This is a genomic window from Thermosipho japonicus, from assembly GCF_014201655.1.
GTDB classification, from domain to species: Bacteria; Thermotogota; Thermotogae; order Thermotogales; family Fervidobacteriaceae; genus Thermosipho; species Thermosipho japonicus.
The window spans coordinates 231733-254704 of sequence record NZ_JACHEX010000003.1 but is presented as its reverse complement, the minus strand read 5'-3'; the positions used below and the strand labels follow the sequence as shown (position 1 = coordinate 254704).

Genomic DNA, 22972 nt, shown 5'->3' with positions numbered 1-22972 from the left:
CAACAAGGAAAAGAATTTATGGAAAGAGAAATAAATAGGTTGATATATAGCAAAAGATGGGAAATAGAATAGTATATAGAAAGGCTGAAGCAGAGGATAAAGATGAGAGGAATGAATGAAAGGACACTAAAGGCACAGATTACATATATGTTACTAGGACAGCAGTTAACAATGTTAATAGACGCGCTCTCAGCACATCCTAAAATGATTAGATTGATTGACAAATAATTTTTACTTTGGCCAGGGTGAATCATTATAAAACAATGATTTCTTTTTGAAACATCAATACAAAAAATTAATTAATGTTAACCATATATTATTAAGAAGCAATATGTTTTTACAATCTTTATTTTTCCTTACAGGAACCCTCACAATAATTTGGCATTAAATGCACAATTTTATTACACACATTATCAAAGTAATCAGAGTGATCAATTATGATACATATTTTATTATCTAATTCTTCTTTAATAAACTTCCTTATCAATTCTTTTGTTTCTTTATCCAAATGTGCCGTTGCTTCATCAAATATAAATACATCAGAATAGGATTTTACCATAGCACGAGCTATCGCTAGTTTATGTATCTCACCTCCCGAGAGTTTAACTCCATTCTCTCCCACCAAGGTTTTATCTTTAAAAGGCAATTTTTCTACAAAAGCTTTCAATCCCGATTTTCTTAAAATTATTTCGTATTTTTCATCATCAACGTCGTCTTTTATTTTTATATTGTTTTCGATTGTATCGTTAAATAGGAAAATTTTCTGCGACACTATTGAAACTCTATTTCTCAGGGATTTTTTTGATATTCTTTTCAACTCCACTCCATTTATCAATATTTCTCCCTCATAATTTTCATAAAATCCTAAAAGTAATCTTATGATTGTAGACTTTCCACTTCCGTTTGGTCCCTTCAAAAGAACTTTATCTCCTCTTTCTGCTTTAAAATTGAAATTTCTTAAAACATATTCTTTACCATCAGGATAACAGAAATTTACTTTCTTCATTTCTATTTCATTTATTTTATTTATTTTTATCTTGTCAAACATCTCATCTTCTTCAGAATATTTCATAAAGAAATCTTTAATCCTTTTCAACGCTACAAACGCCGGTTTGAAAGTATACATACTTATACTCCAATTAACTACAGGTGCATACAGTTTTCCGAAATATCCAGTAAAAGCCAAATAAGTTCCTACAGATATACTTTCTTGAACAATTGACTTCCCACCTAAATAAAGCAAAAGGACACTTACAAGAGAAGATAGAAGCATAATAATTTCAGAACCAAAGGACAAGAGAATGCCGTATTTTATAGTCGATTTTACGTATTCTTTATTAATTCTATTTATATTCTGTGCTTCTTTTTCCTCTAAAGCCATCCTTTTTATTTCCTCTGCTCCATTTATGGATTGTTGAAATTTTCCGTGAAAAATAGCTCCTTTCTCCATTGTTTCATTGGTAACTTTGGCAAATACTGATTCAAAACTTTTCACAACTAAATAAAAAACGGGAATTACTAAAATTAAAAACAGAGTTAATTTCACATTCAGAGAAAACATAATCATCATAGCACCTATAAATTCAAATACACTAAGGATTAATTTGAAACTCTGTAAAGAAAACAACGAACTCAAAGAATCAGTCTCTTTGAACCTTGAAATAATATATCCACTTTCGCTATTTGTGAAAAACTCTAGTGGTAGTTTTAAAATGCGAGTTGTTAAATCTTTCTTTATGTCAAAAAGCGTATTCTGACTAAGAAGTGTAAAAAATGCTGAACTTAAGTAGTTTAAAAAACTCTTCAATATGTACACTCCAATAAGTACTAAAGCATATTTGGTTAATAAATTCATATCTCTATTTAATATACCTTCATCAAAAGCAAGTTTAGTAATATAAGGAGGTAAAAGAGAAATCAATGTTAACAGTATTAAAAAAATAAAAGAAAGAATAAAAAGTCTTATTTTAGGCTTTACATATTTAAAGATAAAATGTAGTAGCTCCAAATCTTTTGCCTTCATTTTTTTAACACTCCTTTCAAAAAAGAGGGGAGAATTTATTTAACTATTTCTCCCCTTTCCCAATACTTAATCATAATCAAATAAAAGAAGCAGAAGCTAAACTAGTCTTAAAGCCTGAAGTACTTCCTACCGCATCAGCAATAGGAACAGGACCATCAGAGACACATACTAGACAAGGAAATAAACAACCAGAACATGCAAGACAGAACATTCCTGCATTTTCAGAATGAAGTTCTACCACTTTAATCACCCCCTTTCCCAATTTTAATATCTAAAGCATTAAAAATTTTCCAAAAATTTTTTTAAAATGGTATTTGTCAAGGTATCTTGATATGTCTTGAGTCAATTTACTTTTAGAAAAACATTAAAAATGAAAAAATTCACAAATAAAGCTGATAACCAATAACTTAAAAGTTTACAAATTATCAATAAGATTAAATTTTGACAATACAAACCATGGAGAATTAAAATTACAACTGTGAACCAAAAATTTTTTCAAAAATTCAACATTTTGCAATATTACATAAATAATTTTGTTAAGTAAGAATCTTACACAAGTTACATGAAAATGCAATTGATGTGATTGCTACTTTAACTTATTTTTTTCGCTAATATTTAAAAGGAATACTTTTATATTTTCATTCCTAATTTTTACTGGATTTACAAAAAGCGACTGTTTTGATCAAAATAAAAATGTATTAAATGACATATTTATTTTATAACGTATTTTTTTTTGTCAATAGATTAATTTTTTCCTGACTAAAGCAAAAAAATAATCTATAAATAAGAAAGAACAACACATATTAAAATTGATTCTAAACCAAGAATACTCCAAATACTAAGTTGTAACACAATAATATTTGCTTTAATTTTATTTAATTAATAAAATATCTAATTTCGTTTTTAATAAATATAAAAGAATGTATCTAAGAAAATATTTTATATTTTGTTCTTATATTACTTCCATAAATAATTTGCAGAGAACACGGTACTTCCCAAGCAGAATAAATATTATAAGTAGAAAGATAAATAATGGTGCAAAAGATGCTCTTTAACCTTCATCCAACTGAAGTAAAACAGTAAGTTTATTGATTAAAAAAGGTTTCAATATATCTAAAGTTATCAGGTATCTTAAAATAAATAGAAGTACCTATTACTACAAATCAAAAAAATACACATGAAAGAAAAATGTTGAAAATAAAACTCATACAAAACTAAAGCAAGAATACCATACTTGGGACGCAGACATATTTGTACTGTGCTAAAAAACATGGAGAAAAGATTAATTATATTAATTATAAGGATTAACTACCTACAATAAATCCTTGCAAAATTTTTAAGTAAAATTATATCTCATTTACCTTAAATATATGGTAAAATAATATGGAATATGAGAAAAGAAGAAAGGAGGTAAAAAATGAAAAGCTTTGTAATGAACATTTGGATAACCACTTGGAAAAAACTATATGGTGAAAATATAGTAAATGAGTTATCTTCAAAATTTAACTTAGATGAACAAAATCTTTTAATTCCAACCAATAATGTTCCAGATGAACTGGTTGTCAATTTTTCCAAAGAATTAGCCCAAAAAGTTGGAAAAACATATGAAGAGCTCTGGCAAGAGACAGGATATCACAACATAAAATCTTTTCACTCTTTCTATCCAAGTTATTTTAAAAAGGAAGGAGTTTTATCTTTCCTAAGCGCAATGGATAGTGTTCATAGAGCACTTACTAGAAGAATTAAAGGTGCAAAACCTCCAAGAATCATATATAACTATATTGACGAAAAAACTGCAGTTATAAGATACGAATCTCACAGAGATTTTAGAAACTACTTTTTAGGTCTTTTAAAAGGAGCAGCAGACTTTTTTAATGACCCATTAAAAATTGAAATCCTAAAACAAGATAATAATTCAAATGGTTCATTTATCGAAGTAAAAGTTGCTGCTACAAAGCCATATGGAAAAAGTGTAAAATTAAAACTTTACAAAGCTATCTCATTCGGTCTTTTAAAAAGTTTTACTACAAACTTAACTGTTATAATACCAATACTAACTTTTGTACTTTCATTTTTATTTACAAAATACTTAGGTACTTTACCAGGATCCATATTAACTTCGATTTCAGTTCTAATGGGGCTTCTTCTAATTAATAAAGATTTAAAAAATACCACAAAGAGTGTTGAAAAAATGATCAATATTTACAAAGAAAAAGATTTTAATGATATTTTGATAATATCTGGAGAAAAAGATTTTGAAAAATTATCAAAAAATAACTTTGAAGCTTTATCAAATCTTAGAGAATTTTTCATAGGACTCCAGGGAGATACTGAAGAAATTTTAAATTTCTCTAAAAAGACTTTAGAATCATCAGATGCAATTCAAGAAGAAATAGGAACAATGAAGGAACTTTCAACACAGGTAGCCGATACTGCTGTCCAAATTAGTAATGATGCAGAAAGAATTTCAGAAGCGGTAACTTCAAATGTAGATACTATATCTCAAACAATAAATGAACAAAATCAAATAATAAATGACTTAAACACAGCAGTTGAAAAAATAATAACAGCAGCAAAGAGTGTAGAAAATTCGGCATCAGGAATAAAATCAATGAGCGAGGAATTTGAAAAAATAACAAAGGAAAGTGAAGAACTCAAAAATCAGGCAAGTACAATCCAAGAAATTGCAAATACCGTTATGAATATAGCCGAACAAACTAATTTGCTTGCACTTAATGCAGCAATAGAAGCTGCAAGAAGTGGAGAAGCAGGAAAAGGTTTTGCCGTAGTTGCCGATGAAATAAGAAAACTTGCAGAAGAAAGTAAAGAATCTGCTGTTAAAATCTCTCAATTTTTATCAACTGTCTCAAATGGTATCTCTCAATTAAGTTTAAGTGTTACAAAGGGATATGAAGAACTTAAAAATCAATCATCTGAACTTGAAAGTAGTGCGCAAAAAAGTAAAGAATCGAGTGAAATTATTTCCAATATTACTTCTCAATTAAATACTCTTGTTTCAACTTTAAACTCTGAAACAGAAAAACTCGAAAATATAACAACAAGTATACAAAATCTCCTTGCAATATCTGAAGAAAGTTCTGCAACTGCAGAAGAAATTAGTGCAACAATTCAAAAGTTCTTGGATGAACTAGGATCAGTATTTGAAAATGTAAGAAAGACCATAAACCTTATACAGACTATACAAGATAACTTCAATGAAATTAAAATATAAATGTAAAAAATGGCTCGGAAAACCGAGCCATTTTTTTTACGTTCTATCAAAATATTTATCAATCTCATTAAAGGTAAGCTTTAAAAACAAAGGCCTTCCATGTGGACAAGTTGTCAAATTTCTTTTAAAAACTTCTTCAATTAGCTTTTTTGCCTCATCCTCACTAATATCATACCCTGTTCTAACAGCAGACTTACATGCTTTATCAGCTATTATATGCTTCATATTTTTTGTTCCCATCGAAGGTATTCTATATTCATCTATAATTTCCTTAAACACATCTTCAACTTCGGAGGGTTTTAAAAACGATGGTATTGATGTAATTTTGATTGATTCTTCTTCAACTTTTATTTCAAAACCATTTTCTTTAAGTTCATCAAGTTTTTCTATAACAATTTGCTTTAAACTTTTTCCAACTCTTATTTCGATAGGAATAATTAAATCAACCTTTTCAATCCCTACTTTTAATTTTTCCAAGATTTGCTCGTAAATAACCCTTTCGTGGGCTGCATGAAAATCCATTATATATATTCCATCTTCCATTTCAAATAAAACATACCTCTTTTTTAAAATGACTACATCCTTTTTTACTTCTAAATTCTTTTCTGATATATCAAATAACATATTTTTAGAATAATCTACACTATTTATATTTTCTTTAAACACACTATTGAATTTATCTTGAAAACTGTCATTAGAAAAACTCACATTTTTTGTCTCAAAATTACTAACCTCTGATTTTGTTAGTTTCTCATTTATAGGCTTAACAAATATTTGTTTTGAAACAAATTTTTTTAATGCCTCTCTTACCGTTCTTGTTATATCTGAATATATAATATTTGGATTTGAAAATTTTACCTCCAATTTTTGTGGATGAACATTAACATCAACCAGTTTTGATGGTACGTTAATAAATAAAACACCGTATGGATGATCAACAAGTGCTTCACCATATCCATTTTCAAAAATGTAATAGAGCATTTTATCCATAACAAATCTTTTTTGTACAAAAAAGATCTGTCCTGTCCTATTTTTTCTATGATAATTAGGAGATGAAATTATTCCTTCAACATACTTTCCGTTTATTAACGTATACTCCTTAACCTCTGGAAATATAAGCCTGAATCTTTCTTCAAGATTTGAAGCACCTGCATTGTAAACAATCTCATTATCTACCTTAAAAATGAATTCAACATTTGGATTTGAAAGTAAAAATTTTTCTACGTATTCTACTACATACCTTTTTTCTGTGGTATCAGATTTCAAAAATTTACGTCTTGCAGGAACATTAAAAAATAAATCGTATACCTCTACTATTGTTCCTTTATCAACAAGTGGATATTCACTAATTGATTTAATCTTTCCACCTATTGCCTCAAGTCTATGAGACTCACTTCCATTATTTGAAGTAATAACTATTCTACTTACCTTTGCAATTGATGCGAGAGCTTCTCCTCTAAATCCAAAGGAAGATAAGTTATATATATCATCAAAATCATTTATCTTACTTGTTGTATGTTCATATACAGAAAGGAGAAGGTCTTCACGTTCCATACCTTCTCCGTTATCTTTCACTTTTATATAACTTTTTCCACCGCTTTTTATCTCTATCTCAACTTTTGTAGCACCTGCATCAAGTGAATTTTCAACAAGTTCTTTTACTACTGAATAAGGTCCTGCAACTACTTCTCCAGCTGCAATCTTTCCAATTACTTGCTCGGGAAGTTTCTTTATCTTTCCCATTCTATAACACCTTCGATTCAAACGGTTTTAACTTTATTCCCTCAAATTCCTCTTTATGTCCAGAAATATTATGATATATTCTAAGTGATTTTTCTCCATTTGTTACTGTATAACCAACTACAAATTCACTTGTTCTCAAATCAACAATCCACGAATTTGTCATCCACTCATTCTCTTTTCTAAACCTTATCCATCTTTTTACAGTATTTAACAGACTGTCTTCTCTTTGAGATTGTTCTTCAACAGAAATACCAGTAAATGCATGGTTATAACCTATAGATTTCCAAAGGGTTTGACCATCGCCAGATAATGAAGAATACCAAGGGAATGGCTCAATCACACTCTCAGTAAAGTAAGGATCATACACTCCCTTCATTCCAAGCTCATCACCATAGAAAATAAATGGAATACCTGGCGTTGTAAGGAGCATTGCAAAAAATACCTTTCTTTGTTCTTCAGATTGAAGACTTGAAGCAAGCCTTGTCATATCATGGTTACTGGAAAAATTTGAAGGAATGTAAAGTCCTCTATCATCGGTCAATGTTCTTGAAAAACAATCCCATATTTTATAGGTATTTCCATTGTTAATTGATTCTCTCAATGCTTCTGTAAAATAAAAATTAAAGGAGCATCCAATTGTTTTTGCATATTCAGCAACTATTTCAGGTGCATCCCACACCTCAGTTACTGCAAAAACATCACTCTTTATACTTCTTGCCTTATCCATAACCTTTTTCCAAAATTGGATATTTTTTTCATGATTGTAATTAAATTTCTTTTGTTGAAGATCGTAATCATAAATATGTTTTGCAGCATCGAATCTAAACCCATCTATACCCATATTTAGCCAAAATTCAACTATTTCAAGTGCTTTTTCAACAACTTTTTCGTTTTCATAATTTAAGTCTGGAGATGAACCCCCAAAAACACCATAATACCATCTACCGTTATATGGATGCCAGATAACTTCATTATCCCAAGGCCTTTTCTCATTTAAGTCTACTCCATCATCTGCCCATAAAAAGAAATCTTCATATTCTTTATCACCAGAAACGGCAGCTTTAAACCATGGATGCCTCGATGATACGTGATTTAAAGGAAGATCAATTGCAATTTTTATTCCAGCCTCGTGAAGTTTTTCAACCATTTCTTTAAAGTCTTCAATCGTTCCATATGAAGGTGTTGTATCAAAGAAATCTATGATATCATATCCATGGTAACTTGGAGCTTTAAAATGAGGCATTATCCAGACAAGATCAACACCCAAATCTTTGAGATAAGAAACAGCATTAGAAAGGCCTTTAAAGTCACCTGTTCCATCGTTGTTATAATCATAAAAAGAGCGGATATAAATTTCGTAACCTACCATCTCTACTCCTCCTTGAATACTTCAAATTTTAGTGTATCACCATTTATTTCCATTATACCGTATGTTTCCATAGCTGTCCCTGGATTTATGAAACGCTTTCCACGGTATACTCTATCATCAGGTACATGACTATGCCCATATAATATAACATTCACATCTTTATCGAACCAATTTACAATCCTTTCTGGAATTCTTATGTGAGAACCGCTTCCATGGGTCAAACCTATCGTAAATTTTCCAATTTTTACAACCTTTTGAGCAGGTAGATAATCTCTCACATCGTATTCATCCATATTTCCAAATACACCATGGAAATTTCTATTCAAACTTTGCAGAAGTAAAACAGTATTGAGATCCACAAAATCTCCCAACGCAAAAATACCATCACATTCTTTTGCAATTTCCACAATTTTTGGATGAATTTGAAAGTTTCTGGTTGGAATATGAAGGTCAGAAATCACTAGAAACCTCATAAATACACTCCTTAGGTTTATTGTAATAAACCATTTACAAATAGATCGATATTTTCTTGAATCTTGGAAATATAAGATATATTTCTATAATCTACTTCTTTCTTCAATGTCTCATTGAGAACTTCTACTGCTTGCATATCTAATATTCCTTTTTTAGCTGTATCATAGGTTATTTCAAATGCCTTTTCTTTTTCAAATCCTTCTCGATATGGCCTATCCTCTAAAAGTGCTGAAAAATAATCTGCAACTTGTAAAATCTTGTCTTCAAAGCTCATCTCGTTTCCTTTTAATTTAAACGGATAACCACTACCATCAATTCTTTCTTGATGCCTTACAGCAGGATAAAACCACGGTTCATCTTTATAATCATTCAAAACAATATAGGAATAATAAACATGCTTTTTCATTATTCTTATCTCATCATCAGTTAATTTTCCCTTTTTTTCTAAAATCTTAAAAGGAGTAGTTATTTTTCCTACATCATGATAAAGACCTGCTATAAACAATTTATCTTGGTCAAGTTTTGCCGTTTTTGCCATATCCCTTGCAACTGTTGCAACACGCCATGAATGATCCTTTGTAAATTTACTCTTTGCATCAACAATGAACGAAACAAGAATACCTTCATCAACCAAATTTTCATTTTTTAGCCTTAAATCATCTCCAAGCAAATAATCTAGCAACATTTTTCTATTTATTATTCCATGTTTAATATCATCTAAAACCCATATCAAAAACTCACGTCTTAATATATCAATCGTTGCTTTAAATATAAAATCAAAAAATCTATTTTTTATTGATAAAATTGGAAAGAATAAGTCATCATAATCTATATCCTCATTTATAAAATGATACTTTGATATCTCCTCAGAAATAGAAAGTATATTAGCATAAATATCATTTTCAGATTTTTCATCTAAAAATTTTGGAAGTGCATGATGCTTTAAAATAATTTCAGAGATATCTCTTAAAAATTCAAATTGATTAACAATAAAACTGCCTATAACCGTATGCATCCTGGTTAATTCATTTCCGCTTGGAATATCATGGTTTATTAGGTATGTTGCATTAATATCATCTAAAACAAAGTTTTCATGTGGAATAAGAACGCCAATATCATGTAGATATCCTGAAAGAAAGGCTTTTTTTGGATCTAGATTAAGACTTTTAGCAATTTCAGATGCCAAAAACGCAACCTGAAGGGAATGGATTCCAAAATTTGGAATCAAGTTTATTAAATTGAAAAGTATTTTCACATTATCTTTCTCCCTTTTCTGAATACATCCTTAGATCAGCAAGGTGCATTATCTCCCAAAAGTCCGTACTTTCATCCGGATAAATTGCATGCCCGCATGATATACCAAGCTTTATTTTCTTTCCTTCAATAATTATATCATATTTTTTAATAGCATTTTTAATACGTAATTTAATAGTTTCCACATTTTCGATGTTTTTTGTTAAAACTATGAATTCGTCTCCACCGTACCTTACAACTTCATCCGTTGATTTTAATATATTTCTAAGCCTTCGTGCTACTATCTTTATTACTTCGTCACCTATTCTATGTCCGTATGTATCGTTTACCGCTTTAAACTTATTTAAATCACAAAAAATTATAGCAATTCTATCTCTATTGTTCTTTTCAAAATATTCTTCAATAAAATGTCTATTTTTTAATCCTGTAAGATGATCAATGTATTTTTGCAAAAACAGTGATTTAAGTTCTTTAAAGTTAGAGGCGTATATAGCAAAATTTTTTTGAAAGCTGTTTAAGAATAATTTATCTTTGAAAGTTAACCTCTTTGGCTTAAAATAATCTATATTTAATACTCCAAAAACTTCGTTATCAAACATTAGAGGGACACCTATCCATGAACGTATTCTCGAACCTGGCATCCAAATGTTTAATTTTAATGGATCTGCTATATACTTCCAATTGCGAGTCTTTAAAACCGTATCAAAAAGCGTACTTTGTGAGTTTGCAATTTTTCTTTCTATACTTTCTAAATCATATTTTCCGTATTTTCTTGACAAAGAAATAAAAGAAGGTCCGTTAATTTCGTCATATTCAATAACTGACCATCCATCAAATTTTAGGTGAGGACGTGTCTTTATCATTAATTTTTCAAAAAAAGATTCAATTTTATTTTCTTTCAAAACTTCAACAGTAGTTTCAAGAACTATTTTTGAAGTAATAAGATCGAAATAGTTAGAAAGAAATTTTTTAATCTAAATCCACCTCCAAAATTTCATTTAAGGCAATAGATGGATACTTTTTCTTTAACTTCTCAGCTTTACTTTTAGAAATTCCAGGAATCTTTGCAAGTTCGCCAATACTATATTCAGCTACTTTTTTTCCAAGAACAATACCTGTTATAGAGCGCATGCCATGATCAACAATATATATGTCAGATTTTTTATCAAATTTTCCAATAACTCCAACTAAAATCGGATAGGTTCCAAGTGGCCTTCCAAAAGTTATATTTCCTTCCACAAACTCGGGTATAACTCCCTTAACTATCGAACCTTTAGGAAATACTTTTTTTATCATTTCCTTATCTATTTCATTTCTAATAAGATATTTATAGTGTTTAAATAATGCCTTATTAACTTTTAATCTTTTTCTCTGATTGTAATACCACAAAGGTGTATTGGGTACAATCATAAGCTGTCTTAAATTTATACGCCTCAAAAGGATATTATTTTCTAGGTAATACTTTAGTTTTTGGTATAGAATTTCATATGATTTTTTTGTCTCTCCGGCAAGACCAAATATAAAGTTTAATCCTGGAAGAAGCTTTGGAATACCATTTATTCTAATTCCACCTATTTCATTTACTAACTTTATCGCAAAATCTATATCTTCCACTGTTCCCTGAATGTTGTTCTTTTTTCTAACAACTTCATCAAAACTTTCAACTCCAAAAGAAAAAATGTCTCCTTCTGTATTATTTTCGACAATTATTTCTATCGCTTTTGCACTATCTGGAAAGTGTTGTGCAATAAAAGCAGGGTTTGCATTATCAGTATGCAAAACTTCTAATTTTGGTGCTACATTTCTTATACCATTGTACAACTCTTTTATTAATGAAACATTAAGTTTGTTTGAATTTTTATCAAATCCATATGCAAGTATATTTGCACTTCTTCCAAGCCTAAAAGCTTTTACACCATTTTTGTAAAGTTTCTCAATCTCGTCAATAATGTCTTTTACAGGTCTTGAAATAAATTTTGGATGCAAAATAGGTTCACTGCAAAATGTACAATAAGTTTTTCTTTCACAGCCAAGTGAAACTTCTATTTCACAAATAATATCTGGAAAACGTGGGTGCATTTTTACTATTTCCGCCCCAAGAAGAGATACATTTCTTATTATCTCATAGTCAACTTTTTCAAATGCATATTTTAAAAAATCAATAGCCAGATCATCTGCGTATACTTCGTCTGGATCATTTATAAAATTAACAGTTGCACCGGTAAGAATTCTAAATGGCTTTTTGTTAGATGAAAATATCTTTTTTATCTCATCAATGCTAATAGGAGTTCCACCTATGTATTTTCCTGGAACAGTTATCGAAGACAAAATCACCATTACATCAAAATTATTAAATGAAGAAAATAAATTTTTCTTTCTAACTTCATCAATGGTGGTATATTTAACTTCAAAACCTTTAAAAATTAACGTGCCCGCTATATAGCGGGCATATGTACTCAGATATGGTGGCACTCCTAAAACAGCGGGTTCATCAACATATCCATCAATTATTATCGCGGATTTCATTTTCGATTTCCTTTCTAGTTTTTTCGCTAGACTTTTTAACTGTCAAATAAAAATTATCAATTTTGTAGGTACCTTTTTCTTTTGATAAGGTGAGTTCTACTTCCAAACCTTCTTTATCTATTGCAAAAATTTCAAGATCATTTCCCGATATTTTTGCATCAAACCACAAAAATAGGTTCAAAATATTATAAATTTTCATTGGAAAATCACTTTTATCTATAAACTTAAATCTTGACAAAACATCTTCAAATGTTTTGTTATCTGGAAGATAAATATATTGCATTTCAGTCAAAACTGAATGAAATTTTCTCACTATTTTTGTTATAAATCCATTTCTTTTTTCTGCTTTTATATTAAAAGTTTTTTCTGAAATTGTAATCTCTCCATCAAAGTCATCAGATATTTTGTGGTATGAAAGGTACTGATAAAAAATATCTTCTAAATCCTTGATAGGAGGAGAAAGTTTTAAAGTTGTTCCTTCTCCAATGTAATAACGCTCACCAAGTTTTACCCAAACAACCTTTTTTGGGACCTTTACAAAAACTATTTTATCTCCGTCCCTGTAATAAACCTCTTCGTATCTAACCATCTGTAATTTGTCCTCGTTATATTCAAAGGTAATTCTTAGAGCATGATAACTGATAGCAAAAATAAAAGAAACAAATAGCAGAAAAGAAAAAGAATATAATTTTCTCACAATTTCACCTCTTATAAACCATCACTCACAAGGCTTATATTTAAAATTAGCTCAAAATCTTTTACTACATAATCTTGGCTTTGTTGCTGTTCATACGTATAAAGTTGATTCTGAGGTTTTTTAATATCAAATGTGAAAAATGAAATTGTTACTACACCAGCAACTATGATCAAAAATATAGATGACTTTTTCAACTTGCTAAAAAACCTTTGCCTTTTAATATTTTTTATTATCCTATCTTCAAGTAAATCACCTGGTTTATACATGGTCTCAATTTTAACAATAGATATTATTTCTTTGTACTTTTCCTCGTTCATGCTATACCTTCCTCCTCAAGTATCTTTTTAAACTTTTCTCTTGCGTTGTGTAATCTACTTTTCACCGTTCCTTCCGGTATTCCTAGAATCTCTGCAATTTCTGAGTAAGAAAGTCCATCAATATCTCTCATCCTAATTAATACCCTTTCTTTTTCAGATAATTTTCCAAGTGCATTTAGTATCTTTTCATATAAAATTTCCTGAGTAACTTCTTTTTGGACATCTGTTTCTTTATCTGGAATATCTATTTCCATATCATCTTCGCTGTTGTTATTTTCAACACTGAAAGTTTTTTCATTTTTCTTTTTGTATTTTTCATAGAGTGTATTACATACATTTACAGTGATTCTATATATCCAAGTTGAAAGAGACGAATCTCCTTTAAACTTTTTAATACCTTTGTATATTCTCAGCATCACTTCTTGAATAACATCATCTACATCATCCGTTCCAAAATAACTTCTTGCAAATGCACCAATTTTTGGAGCATACTCTCTATACAGTCTTCTATAAGCCCATTCTTCTCCTCTTTTTAAAGCTTTTATAAAATTTCTCTCATCATTCCACACTATTTGACCTTCCCTTTTATTTGAATGTTCATTTGAAAAATTCAAGTATTTCACCACCTGAAATCTCTCTAAATTCTAAAGCATCTAAAAGGGCTTTTCCCTCATAGCAGTTGTTAAAGTATACATATTTTGGACCTTTAAAGTCTTTTATATCTTTGTATATTTTAACAAGCTCTTGTCTTGAATATTTGTAATTATACCTTTTTTTTGCATCTTCTTCAAACCACTTTTTATTTCTTCCATGGAGTCTTACATACAACCTTTCTTTTGCTTTTATAACAAATGGCAAGAAATCTTTTAGTGGTGGTTGATCAATGGTAACTATTTCAAAATCATCTGTATCAAAATTAATCCAAGAAATATGACGTAATTCAACAAACAGATTATTGAACTTTTTTAAAATTTTATAGAGAAATCTTTCGTTTTCATCGGTTCTTTTAAAAGAAAAAGGAAACTGTGCAAGGTATCCAATAAGTCGTTTTTCTTCAACCATTGGACTAGTAGCATCTAAGAATTTATCAACATATGAAAGATCATGTTCATGCGTAATTTTTCCGTATAACTTTATTGAAAAGTAGAAATTACGCGGAGTATTTCTTAGCAGTGATACTATCGTCCTAAATCCAGGCATCTTGTAGTAAGTGTAATTTAACTCCACAGTGTTAAATTTATATTTTCCTATGTAATATTTTAGCATTTCATTTTTCTTTATGTTTGGATCATAGACTTTACCAACCCAATCGTCGAACTGAAACCCGCTAGTACCAACGTATATCATTTTCCAACTCCGTATTCTAAATGTTCAACAAGATGAAATGGAATATCATCAATAAAGCTTTTACCACGTTTAATAATGTAATCATTTCCGTAAAAAATCCTTGAGGAGCCCCCAGCGCTGTAGATTATATATAGAAAATCCTTTGCACGAGTAATTGCAACATAGAACAATCTTTCTTCTTCATCTAATGCTCCATCTCGTAAACTCATTATGTGTGGAAAATCTCCTGGGTTTACACTTAAAATGAATACTACCTTCCATTCAAGACCTTTAGCTTGGTGTACGGTTGTTAAAGTTACTTTTTCGGTTTCCTTGTCAGATTTACCTTCCTGTGCTATTTCATAATTTTCACTTACAAGTATATCAGATAGAAAGTTTTCAGGTGTTTCATAGAATGAAGCCATCTCTATTAGTCTTACAATGTCTTCTTTTCTATCCCTTGCATCGTCAAATATTTCTTCCATCTTTTCCTCGTAAAATTTTTCAAAGAAAATTTTAATTCTTTCCCCTGGATTCTTAATTTCCTGTGATTTTAATATAATTTCTTTTATTTTGTTAAAGTCAGAACTTTTTTCTTTGATCTCGTTGAATGCATCTAGTCCTTTAGATGTAAGTTTTTCAGAAATATTGTTTGATTTTATTTTCCCTATTCCTTTTGCAAGTTTTAGTAATCTTATCCAGGATATTTTTTCTTCATAATTTACGGAAACTTTTAAGAATGCAAGACAATCTTTTACATGTGCTGTTTCCGTAAATCTTAAACCGGAATACAATTTGAATGGTATACCATGTTTTGATAGTTCAAGTTGAAGTTCAAGTGAATGTGAATGAGCTCTATAAAGTACTGCTATATCGTTTAGAGAAACTCCTTGTTTGTTGTAGTTGAGTATTTCATTTGCCACAAAATCGGCTTCGTCGTAGTGATCAAACACCTGTACTAAAAATGGTTTTACTCCTGTACTTCTTGTTGCGCGCAACGTTTTGTGTATGGAGTTTTTTGGAAGCATTTCATTTATAAGGTTTACTATCTCTTGTGAACTTCTATAGTTGGTTTGAATCTTGAAGATTTTTGCCTCTTTTTGAAAATCAAGTACATTTTCAAAACGTGCGCCTCTAAATGAGTATATACTTTGTGCATCATCTCCAACAACCATGAGGTTTTTATGTACTTCTGAAAGTAAGTTTACAATTTGGAATTGAACTATGTTAGTGTCTTGAAATTCATCAACAAGTATCCATTTATATCTACTTGATTCTTTTAATCTAATTGCTTTGTTTGTGGAAAGTATTTGTAATGTGTTTATTAGAAGGTCATCATAATCAACTGAATTTTGCTGCATTTTCTCTTGTTGATATTTTATTAGGATCTGTTCTATTAATTTTTCTTGTTCTAGGTATCTTGGATTGTATTTTGCAATAGCTTCTCTTAGAGAACATAGAGTATTATTCATGTATGAGTTTATGATTAATAACTGCTTTGCGTTTGGAACGGTTTTGCTTTCAGATTTTGGAATTATTTGACTTCTTGCACTTTCCATTACATCTTTTGCATCTTCACTGTCTAGTATTGTAAAGTTTGGCTTTAATCCTATTATTGTTCCATATTTTCTTAGAAATGAGTTACATATATGGTGAAATGTTCCTGCAGTGATTCCCTCAAGTGTAGATCGTGAAACAAGTTTTGCTCTCTGTAGCATTTCTTTTGCCGCTGCTTTTGTAAATGTAACAAGTAGTATTTCAGAAGGTTTTACACCGGAAGATATTAAATGGGCTATTTTATATGTTATCACCCTTGTTTTTCCACTTCCTGGTCCTGCAATTACAAGTGTTTTTCCTTTTGAGTTTACGACCGCTTCATATTGTTCTTCGTCAAGTTCAGCTTTAAAATCTATCATTCTTTCATTCCTTTCTTTTATTATTTTTTTAGTAGTAATAATAGTATATACTGAAAAAGTGGAAAGTTATCTTGAAAAAATTGCATTAATTTGGCATGAATATTTGATTTGTAACTTTCCAAATTTTTGAAAGAAAATTAACCACCGCCTGGAAAGAAGTTTTAAAAGTATAGTTTTTTCAGTACTTTTAATGGTAAGAAGTTATACATTGGCTTAAATATTGTAATCGATTCAATTGCGTTTTAAATTATGCGGTAAGAAATTATCATTTCTGTAAGTAAAATTTCTTACCGCTGGTAAGAAAAACTATATATAGTGTAATTTATTTTCCAAACACCAATATGTAGTAATATAACTTTCCAAGTTTTTAACCAATGAGTATTAAACCTTTTTCAATATAAGCCCTTGCAAGAGTTAACATTTGACCCCAACCAAAAGCACATCCGTATCTAATTTCAAGCTCATCGGTATTTTTTACCAATGTATGATCTATTATCGTTATGTATGTTCCACCATCTACACTTTCTTGAAATTTCATAGTAACCTTGCTTCTAAATCCGTCTTCGTATTCATACCACCAAAATTCCCAAAGTTTTTCGGGGATTATTTCAACAATATATCCATTGTCCGTTACAACTTCACCATTGGTAAGTCTTTTCCATCTAAAGAAGATCTTTCCACCATCTTTAACTTCCATTTTCATACCATCAGTAAACCATGGATCCCAACCATTTTCATTTACAAAAACTTTCCAAACTTTATTTTTTGGTGCATTTATGTATTCTACAAACTTCATTGGTGGAAGTTTTAGCATTTTTTACCCCTTTCTAAGTGAAAGCAATACTCCAAGTACTATTGATAGCATTGCAGCTGTTAAAACGCGATATTCAGGTGGAAGAAGGAAAGTTATAGTATGTGCTGGAATCCAGAAAAATGGTATGGTTTTTAAGATAACAAATCCAAAAAATTTTTGCCAGTCTATTTTGTCTACTACACTTGAAAATTTAATTGAAAAAATATTAGCGATTTTTCCCTTTCCAAGGTCTATATACGTATCGGTGATTCTGTGAAATGCCATAAATGTCGGTGCAAAAATTAGATTCATTAGTGTACTTGTGAAAAATGCGTGGAGAATTTTATTATTTCCAGGCAAAAGCCCTTTTTTCATTACTGCATCTGTTCCACTTGCAAAAAGTTCAAATACAAGAACAAAACACATACCTAGAAAACCCCATACCAGGAATCTGTAAAATAGACCATATGGTTTTAAATATTTTCCCTGTTGAAGCCTTATTGAAAGGAGTTCACCCATAGTTGCAAGTATGGAAACCTTTAAAAATCCCATAAGGTATGGATGTGTTCTGTTTAATACAATATAAGCTTGATGTGTTGGTTTAAAGACGAGCAGAAAAACTATTAGTGAAAATACTCCTAACCATATAAAATCTCCCTTTTTCATATAATCCTCCTTTTCTATTTACTATGTTTCTCTTATTATTATCTCGGGCTTAAATGCAACGGTTTGTTTTTTTCTTGTAAAACCTTTAATTCTTCTTAAAAGTAATTCCCCTGCACTTTTTCCCATTTCAACTATTGGTTGTTTTATAGTAGTAATATTTAAGATATTAGAAAGTGTAAGGTTGTCAAAACCACACAAATGAAAATTTTTCTGTGGAACAAGACCTTTTATTCTTGTAAATTCTATTACTGGAAAGGCAAAATAATCAGTTGTAGTAAAAATAATAACCTTATTAGAGCGGGTAAATATTTCTTTTGCCACATTAAAAGCTTCTAGCCAATCTAGTTCAATTTCAAAGATCTTTTCTATAGTTCTCCCCTTTTTTTCTATAGATTCGATAAACCCATTAACCCTTTCTTCGAAAACGGTACTTTCTAGTTTTGACTTTCTTCTATGTGTAATTACATAAATATCTCCTTCAAAATTTGAAAGGTAATCACCTGCTATCATACCGCCGTAAAAGTTGTCGATAATAACAGAATCATACTTTTCAGAATCAAATTCAACAGAAACAACAGGAACATTTTTTGGTATATATTGTTGGAGAAGTCTATCAACATTTAATGCATCTATAATAACTCCATCGGTTCCAAGAACAAAATCCGAGCTTTCCCTTACAAATTTGTATCTATTTTCACTATATAATGGATAGACAAATGATGTGTATCCTTCTTTTTCAAAAATTTCATCTATACCTGAAAGTAGTAGTTGGTGAAATTCTCCAACCATTTGTGGAAATATTGTTGTAATTATTTTTGTATGTCCACTTGAAAGTCTTCTTGCATGTGGGTTTGGCATGTAACCAAGTTCTTGTATTACTTTTAGCACATGTTCTTTTGTTCTTTGATTAACGTGTGGACTATTATTTATAACTCTTGAGACTGTTCCCACACCAACTCCAGCTTTTCTTGCAACATCTTTTATGGTAACACTTCTTTTTTTCATTTTAATATCCTCCTTAACATATCAAATGCGTGTAAAGTTGAGCGATTTCTAATTGTTTGTCTGTTTCCTTTAAAGTAAAATCCTTCAGTCATGAATATGTCATTTTCCCTTGAATATGCACAGATCCATACTGTACCAACTGGCTTTTCTTTTGTACCGCCTGTAGGTCCAGCGATTCCTGATACTGCAACTGAGTAGTCTGTGTCTAATAATTTACTTACTCCTTTTGCCATTTCTTCTACGCATTCTTTACTTACCGCTCCAAATTTCTCAAGTGTCTTAGAATTAACATTTAAAACTCGTTGCTTTACTTCATTAGAATATGCAACAATTGAGCCTTTAAAAACTTTTGAAACTCCGGAAAGATTTACAAAATTGGCAGAAACAAGTCCACCAGTACATGATTCAGCAAATGAGACGGTTTTATTTTTTGAAAGCAGCTTTTCAAATACGATTTCTTCAATAGTTTTATCATCAAAGGCATAAATATAGTCTTTAAGTTTTTCACTTAACATATTAACTATTTCATCTACAAGTGCTTTTTCACCTGTAAATCTTAATTCTACACCGCTGGTGTGACTTGCCATTGTGGCAACATTTACCTCTTTATACTTGTAAATTATATCTTTGTATTTTTCTACAAGAACTGCTTCTGGAATATTTATGGTTTTAATTCTTCTTTGGTAAATTTTATTTTCTTTTTCGATGAGGTTTAATGCCTCTTCAAATATTGGTATCATTTCAACAGGAGGCCCAGGAAGTATTAAAATTGTGCTTTTGGAAGTTTTTAAGAACATTCCTGGCGCTGTACCAACTGGATTTTCTAAAACTGTAGCACCTTCAATTACCATCGCTTGTCTTTCTACTATTTTCGGTACATAACTATGAAATTTTTTGGCTTTTTCGATGATTTTTTTTGATAAATTTTCATCGAAAATAAGTTTTTTTTCAAGAGCTTTTGAAACAGCTTCACGTGTTAGATCATCTTCCGTTGGTCCAAGTCCTCCAGTGGTTACAACAAGGTTGGTTGTTTCAAGAGAATCTTTTATTTCTTTTACTAGCAAATCTAAATCATCTGGAAGAGTTTTAATAATTTTTGTTTTATAGCCGTATTCTAAGAGCTTTTTTGAAATATATTTTGAATTTGTGTCTACTAGGATCCCTTCGACAAGTTCATTACCAATCGCTATTATTGATGCAGTTTTCATAATTTCACCTCTTTTTGGAACGTTTCCAAATATATGATACCACAAAAAAATAGAAGCTGTAACTTTAAAGAAACACGAATTATAACAAAAAATAGTAAAATTTAAATAAAAGGAGGGATAATATGCCTCAAAGGTTTATTGTTGTCACAGGTGGGGTATTAAGCGGAATTGGCAAAGGTATATTTTCTGCATCTCTTGCAAGAATATTAAAAGACAGTGGTGTGAATGTTAATATACTAAAAATTGATCCATATTTAAATGTCGATGCTGGAACGATGAACCCAAACCAGCATGGGGAAGTTTTTGTAACCGACGATGGATATGAGGCAGATCTTGATCTTGGACATTACGAAAGATTTCTTGGAATTAATGTTTCAAGAAAAAATAATATAACGGCTGGACAGATATATTATTCTGTAATAAAGAGAGAAAGAGAAGGAAAATATCTAGGTTCAACCGTTCAAATAGTTCCACATGTTACCTCCGAGATAAAAGATAGAATTAAATCTATGGATGGGGATTTACTTGTAATTGAAATTGGCGGGACTGTTGGAGATATAGAAGGAGAAGTTTTTTTAGAAGCAGTTAGAGAACTTGCTTTTGAAATTGGAAGAGAAAAATTTCATTTTGTGCATGTAACTTACGTTCCATATTTAAGAACCACAAACGAGTTTAAGACAAAACCAACTCAACAATCTGTTCAGCTTCTAAGAAGGATAGGTATCCATCCAGATACTATTATAGTTAGAACGGAAATGCCTATAGATGCAAATAGTTTATTTAAGGTTTCTTTGTTTAGCGGAGTTCCAAGAAATAGAGTTATAAATCTTCCAGATGCATCTAATGTATATGAAGTTCCAGATGTGCTTCATTCTTTGAACCTTCACAAATTAATCGCTAAAGAGCTTGGTCTTGATATAAATGATAGTTTTAATTGGAGTTATCCAAAGTCTTTTGAACTCTTGAAAATAGGTATAGTTGGTAAATATCTTGGTACAGATGATGCTTACAAAAGTATAATTGAATCTATATATCTTTCAGGTGCTCAAAAACCTATAGTTATTGACGCACAAGAACTTGAAGATATGACAGATGAGCAAATCAAAAACTATTTAGATGATTTTGATGCATTGATTATTCCAGGAGGATTTGGTAGAAGAGGAATAGAAGGAAAGATAAAAGCAATAAAATATGCAAGGGAAAATAAAAAACCGATTCTTGGAATATGTCTTGGAATGCAGCTTATGGCAATAGAATTTGCTAGAAATGTTGGAAAATTAGAAGGTGCAAATTCTACAGAATTTGATGAGAATACTCCATACCCAGTAGTCAATATGATGGAATCACAAAAAGAGGTTTTAAATCTTGGTGGGACAATGAGGCTAGGAGCTCAAAAGACACAAATTATGAAAGGAACGCTTTTAAGTAGAATTTATGATGGTCAAGAGATTGTGTATGAAAGACACAGACACCGCTATGAAGTTGATGCAGAAGCATTTCCTCAACTATTTAAAAATCCAGGAGAAGAAGGTTATAAACTAACAATATCTGCAAGATCTGATTTTGTTGAAGCAGTTGAACTTGAAGATCATCCATTCTTTGTAGGTATTCAATATCATCCAGAATATAAATCAAAGGTTGGAAAGCCTCACCCTATTTTTAAGTGGTTAGTAAAGGCTGCAGGAGGAAAAATAAATGATTGATTATCATATACACAGTAATTTTTCTCCTGATTCAAATTCAAATGTGGAAGATATTGTAAAATATGCAAAGGAAAAGAATTTGAAGGTTATAATTACGGATCATTACGAGGCAGTTGAAAAGGATCATAACTTTAAATTTGATATAGAAAGCTATAAAGAAACAATGAAAAAATATGGACTTTTAGTTGGAGTAGAGTTTGGATGGGATGGTAAATCAAAAATTGACATAGATTTAAAAGAATTTGATTTTGTTATATTATCATACCATGCATATAAGGACTATAGCGATATCCAATTGATGTATGAAAATTATTTGAAGAATTTGTATAATATAATCGAAGTTATCAATGATTTTCATGTATTAGGTCATCTTGATTTTCCAAGAAGATTTGTAGAAAATAATGAGCCATTTTCAAAAAAGTTATATCCATTGATCTCGGAAATTTTTAAGAAAATTATTAAGGAAGGAAAGATATTGGAAGTTAATACTTCTGCAATATACAGATACGGTGAACCAAACCCTTCGTATGATATTTTAAAGCTTTATAGAGACCTTGGTGGAAAATATGTTACAATAGGTTCTGATGCTCACAGATTGGAAGATGTAGGAAGAGGTATTTATGATACTTTAGGTAATTTGAAAGATTTGGGTTTTGAATATATAATGGTATTAAATGATGGAAAATGGGATATGGAGAAAATTGTCTAAAAATAAAGAGG

21 protein-coding genes are annotated in these 22972 nt (G+C 30.2%); 4 read left to right on the top strand and 17 right to left on the bottom strand.

What is annotated here, in order from left to right; translation table 11 throughout:
- Positions 1–102: 102 nt before the first annotated feature.
- A complete protein-coding gene (locus HNP65_RS09925; RefSeq protein ID WP_281364570.1) occupies positions 103–228 on the top strand; it encodes a hypothetical protein in 126 nt (41 codons plus the stop codon).
- Positions 229–346: 118 nt separating this feature from the next.
- On the opposite strand, the gene HNP65_RS07000 is transcribed toward HNP65_RS09925, so the two are convergent.
- Complete coding sequence (locus tag HNP65_RS07000; RefSeq protein WP_184619564.1) at positions 347–2023, bottom strand: ABC transporter ATP-binding protein; 1677 nt, start codon at positions 2021–2023, stop codon at positions 347–349.
- A 76-nt stretch (positions 2024–2099) separates the two neighbouring features.
- Positions 2100–2264: a huazacin family RiPP peptide gene (locus HNP65_RS06995; protein WP_221236873.1), complete on the bottom strand. Its 165-nt coding sequence runs from the start codon at positions 2262–2264 to the stop codon at positions 2100–2102.
- 1176 nt (positions 2265–3440) lie between these two features.
- On the opposite strand from HNP65_RS06995, the gene HNP65_RS06990 reads away from it, so the two are divergent.
- Positions 3441–5255, top strand: a complete 1815-nt coding sequence (locus HNP65_RS06990; RefSeq protein WP_184619563.1) for a heme NO-binding domain-containing protein — start codon at positions 3441–3443, stop codon at positions 5253–5255.
- A 36-nt stretch (positions 5256–5291) separates the two neighbouring features.
- Here the strand turns inward: HNP65_RS06990 and mutL are convergent, their stop codons facing one another.
- From mutL to HNP65_RS06915, 15 genes are all read right to left on the bottom strand, one after another.
- Positions 5292–6998, bottom strand: coding sequence for a DNA mismatch repair endonuclease MutL (gene mutL / locus HNP65_RS06985; protein ID WP_184619562.1), 1707 nt, complete (start codon positions 6996–6998; stop codon positions 5292–5294).
- A gap of 1 nt (position 6999) precedes the next feature.
- Positions 7000–8367 (bottom strand): alpha-amylase family glycosyl hydrolase, encoded by a 1368-nt coding sequence (locus HNP65_RS06980; protein ID WP_184619561.1) that lies wholly within the window; start codon positions 8365–8367, stop codon positions 7000–7002.
- Between the two features lie 2 nt (positions 8368–8369).
- Positions 8370–8840 (bottom strand): metallophosphoesterase family protein, encoded by a 471-nt coding sequence (locus tag HNP65_RS06975; protein ID WP_184619560.1) that lies wholly within the window; start codon positions 8838–8840, stop codon positions 8370–8372.
- A 17-nt stretch (positions 8841–8857) separates the two neighbouring features.
- On the bottom strand, positions 8858–10096 hold the full coding sequence (locus HNP65_RS06970) for an HD domain-containing protein (RefSeq protein WP_184619559.1): 1239 nt from the start codon (positions 10094–10096) through the stop codon (positions 8858–8860).
- Between the two features lies 1 nt (position 10097).
- Complete coding sequence (locus HNP65_RS06965; protein WP_184619558.1) at positions 10098–10997, bottom strand: sensor domain-containing diguanylate cyclase; 900 nt, start codon at positions 10995–10997, stop codon at positions 10098–10100.
- 67 nt (positions 10998–11064) lie between these two features.
- Entirely contained in the window at positions 11065–12621 is a 1557-nt protein-coding gene (locus HNP65_RS06960) for a radical SAM protein (RefSeq protein WP_184619557.1), read from the bottom strand.
- Positions 12599–13318: a hypothetical protein gene (locus HNP65_RS06955; protein WP_184619556.1), complete on the bottom strand. Its 720-nt coding sequence runs from the start codon at positions 13316–13318 to the stop codon at positions 12599–12601. The genes HNP65_RS06960 and HNP65_RS06955 overlap by 23 nt, the downstream gene beginning before the upstream one ends.
- A gap of 11 nt (positions 13319–13329) precedes the next feature.
- Positions 13330–13635: a hypothetical protein gene (locus HNP65_RS06950; RefSeq protein ID WP_184619555.1), complete on the bottom strand. Its 306-nt coding sequence runs from the start codon at positions 13633–13635 to the stop codon at positions 13330–13332.
- Positions 13632–14249 carry an RNA polymerase sigma factor gene (locus HNP65_RS06945; protein WP_184619554.1) on the bottom strand — a complete coding sequence of 206 codons (618 nt, stop codon included), beginning with the start codon at positions 14247–14249 and terminating at the stop codon, positions 13632–13634. Before HNP65_RS06945 ends, HNP65_RS06950 begins: the two co-directional genes overlap by 4 nt.
- A complete protein-coding gene (locus tag HNP65_RS06940; protein ID WP_184619553.1) occupies positions 14233–14982 on the bottom strand; it encodes a DUF72 domain-containing protein in 750 nt (249 codons plus the stop codon). The genes HNP65_RS06945 and HNP65_RS06940 overlap by 17 nt, the downstream gene beginning before the upstream one ends.
- Entirely contained in the window at positions 14979–16877 is a 1899-nt protein-coding gene (locus HNP65_RS06935) for an ATP-dependent helicase (protein ID WP_184619552.1), read from the bottom strand. The genes HNP65_RS06940 and HNP65_RS06935 overlap by 4 nt, the downstream gene beginning before the upstream one ends.
- 367 nt (positions 16878–17244) lie before the next feature.
- A complete protein-coding gene (locus HNP65_RS06930) occupies positions 17245–17691 on the bottom strand; it encodes an SRPBCC family protein (protein ID WP_184619551.1) in 447 nt (148 codons plus the stop codon).
- 3 nt (positions 17692–17694) lie between these two features.
- On the bottom strand, positions 17695–18336 hold the full coding sequence (locus HNP65_RS06925; RefSeq protein ID WP_184619550.1) for an Mpv17/PMP22 family protein: 642 nt from the start codon (positions 18334–18336) through the stop codon (positions 17695–17697).
- A gap of 21 nt (positions 18337–18357) precedes the next feature.
- Positions 18358–19341: a LacI family DNA-binding transcriptional regulator gene (locus HNP65_RS06920; RefSeq protein ID WP_184619549.1), complete on the bottom strand. Its 984-nt coding sequence runs from the start codon at positions 19339–19341 to the stop codon at positions 18358–18360.
- Positions 19338–20549, bottom strand: coding sequence for a competence/damage-inducible protein A (locus HNP65_RS06915; RefSeq protein WP_184619548.1), 1212 nt, complete (start codon positions 20547–20549; stop codon positions 19338–19340). The genes HNP65_RS06920 and HNP65_RS06915 overlap by 4 nt, the downstream gene beginning before the upstream one ends.
- Before the next feature lie 122 nt (positions 20550–20671).
- Here HNP65_RS06915 and pyrG point away from each other — a divergent pair, with 122 nt between their 5' ends.
- Positions 20672–22252 carry a CTP synthase gene (gene pyrG / locus HNP65_RS06910; protein ID WP_184619547.1) on the top strand — a complete coding sequence of 527 codons (1581 nt, stop codon included), beginning with the start codon at positions 20672–20674 and terminating at the stop codon, positions 22250–22252.
- Entirely contained in the window at positions 22245–22961 is a 717-nt protein-coding gene (locus tag HNP65_RS06905) for a PHP domain-containing protein (RefSeq protein WP_184619546.1), read from the top strand. The genes pyrG and HNP65_RS06905 overlap by 8 nt, the downstream gene beginning before the upstream one ends.
- Positions 22962–22972: the final 11 nt, after the last annotated feature.

Bases quoted from the DNA above. Each gene is read 5' to 3' on its own strand.
- HNP65_RS06950 (WP_184619555.1), bottom strand. From the start codon at position 13,635: ATGAACGAGGAAAAGTACAAAGAAATAATATCTATTGTTAAAATTGAG.
- HNP65_RS06905 (WP_184619546.1), top strand. From the start codon at position 22,245: ATGATTGATTATCATATACACAGTAATTTTTCTCCTGATTCAAATTCA.
- HNP65_RS06980 (WP_184619561.1), bottom strand. From the start codon at position 8,367: ATGGTAGGTTACGAAATTTATATCCGCTCTTTTTATGATTATAACAAC.
- HNP65_RS06935 (WP_184619552.1), bottom strand. From the start codon at position 16,877: ATGATAGATTTTAAAGCTGAACTTGACGAAGAACAATATGAAGCGGTC.
- mutL (WP_184619562.1), bottom strand. From the start codon at position 6,998: ATGGGAAAGATAAAGAAACTTCCCGAGCAAGTAATTGGAAAGATTGCA.
- HNP65_RS06915 (WP_184619548.1), bottom strand. From the start codon at position 20,549: ATGAAAACTGCATCAATAATAGCGATTGGTAATGAACTTGTCGAAGGG.
- HNP65_RS06940 (WP_184619553.1), bottom strand. From the start codon at position 14,982: ATGATATACGTTGGTACTAGCGGGTTTCAGTTCGACGATTGGGTTGGT.
- HNP65_RS06920 (WP_184619549.1), bottom strand. From the start codon at position 19,341: ATGAAAAAAAGAAGTGTTACCATAAAAGATGTTGCAAGAAAAGCTGGA.
- pyrG (WP_184619547.1), top strand. From the start codon at position 20,672: ATGCCTCAAAGGTTTATTGTTGTCACAGGTGGGGTATTAAGCGGAATT.
- HNP65_RS09925 (WP_281364570.1), top strand. From the start codon at position 103: ATGAGAGGAATGAATGAAAGGACACTAAAGGCACAGATTACATATATG.
- HNP65_RS06930 (WP_184619551.1), bottom strand. From the start codon at position 17,691: ATGCTAAAACTTCCACCAATGAAGTTTGTAGAATACATAAATGCACCA.
- HNP65_RS07000 (WP_184619564.1), bottom strand. From the start codon at position 2,023: ATGAAGGCAAAAGATTTGGAGCTACTACATTTTATCTTTAAATATGTA.
- HNP65_RS06975 (WP_184619560.1), bottom strand. From the start codon at position 8,840: ATGAGGTTTCTAGTGATTTCTGACCTTCATATTCCAACCAGAAACTTT.
- HNP65_RS06990 (WP_184619563.1), top strand. From the start codon at position 3,441: ATGAAAAGCTTTGTAATGAACATTTGGATAACCACTTGGAAAAAACTA.
- HNP65_RS06925 (WP_184619550.1), bottom strand. From the start codon at position 18,336: ATGAAAAAGGGAGATTTTATATGGTTAGGAGTATTTTCACTAATAGTT.
- HNP65_RS06960 (WP_184619557.1), bottom strand. From the start codon at position 12,621: ATGAAATCCGCGATAATAATTGATGGATATGTTGATGAACCCGCTGTT.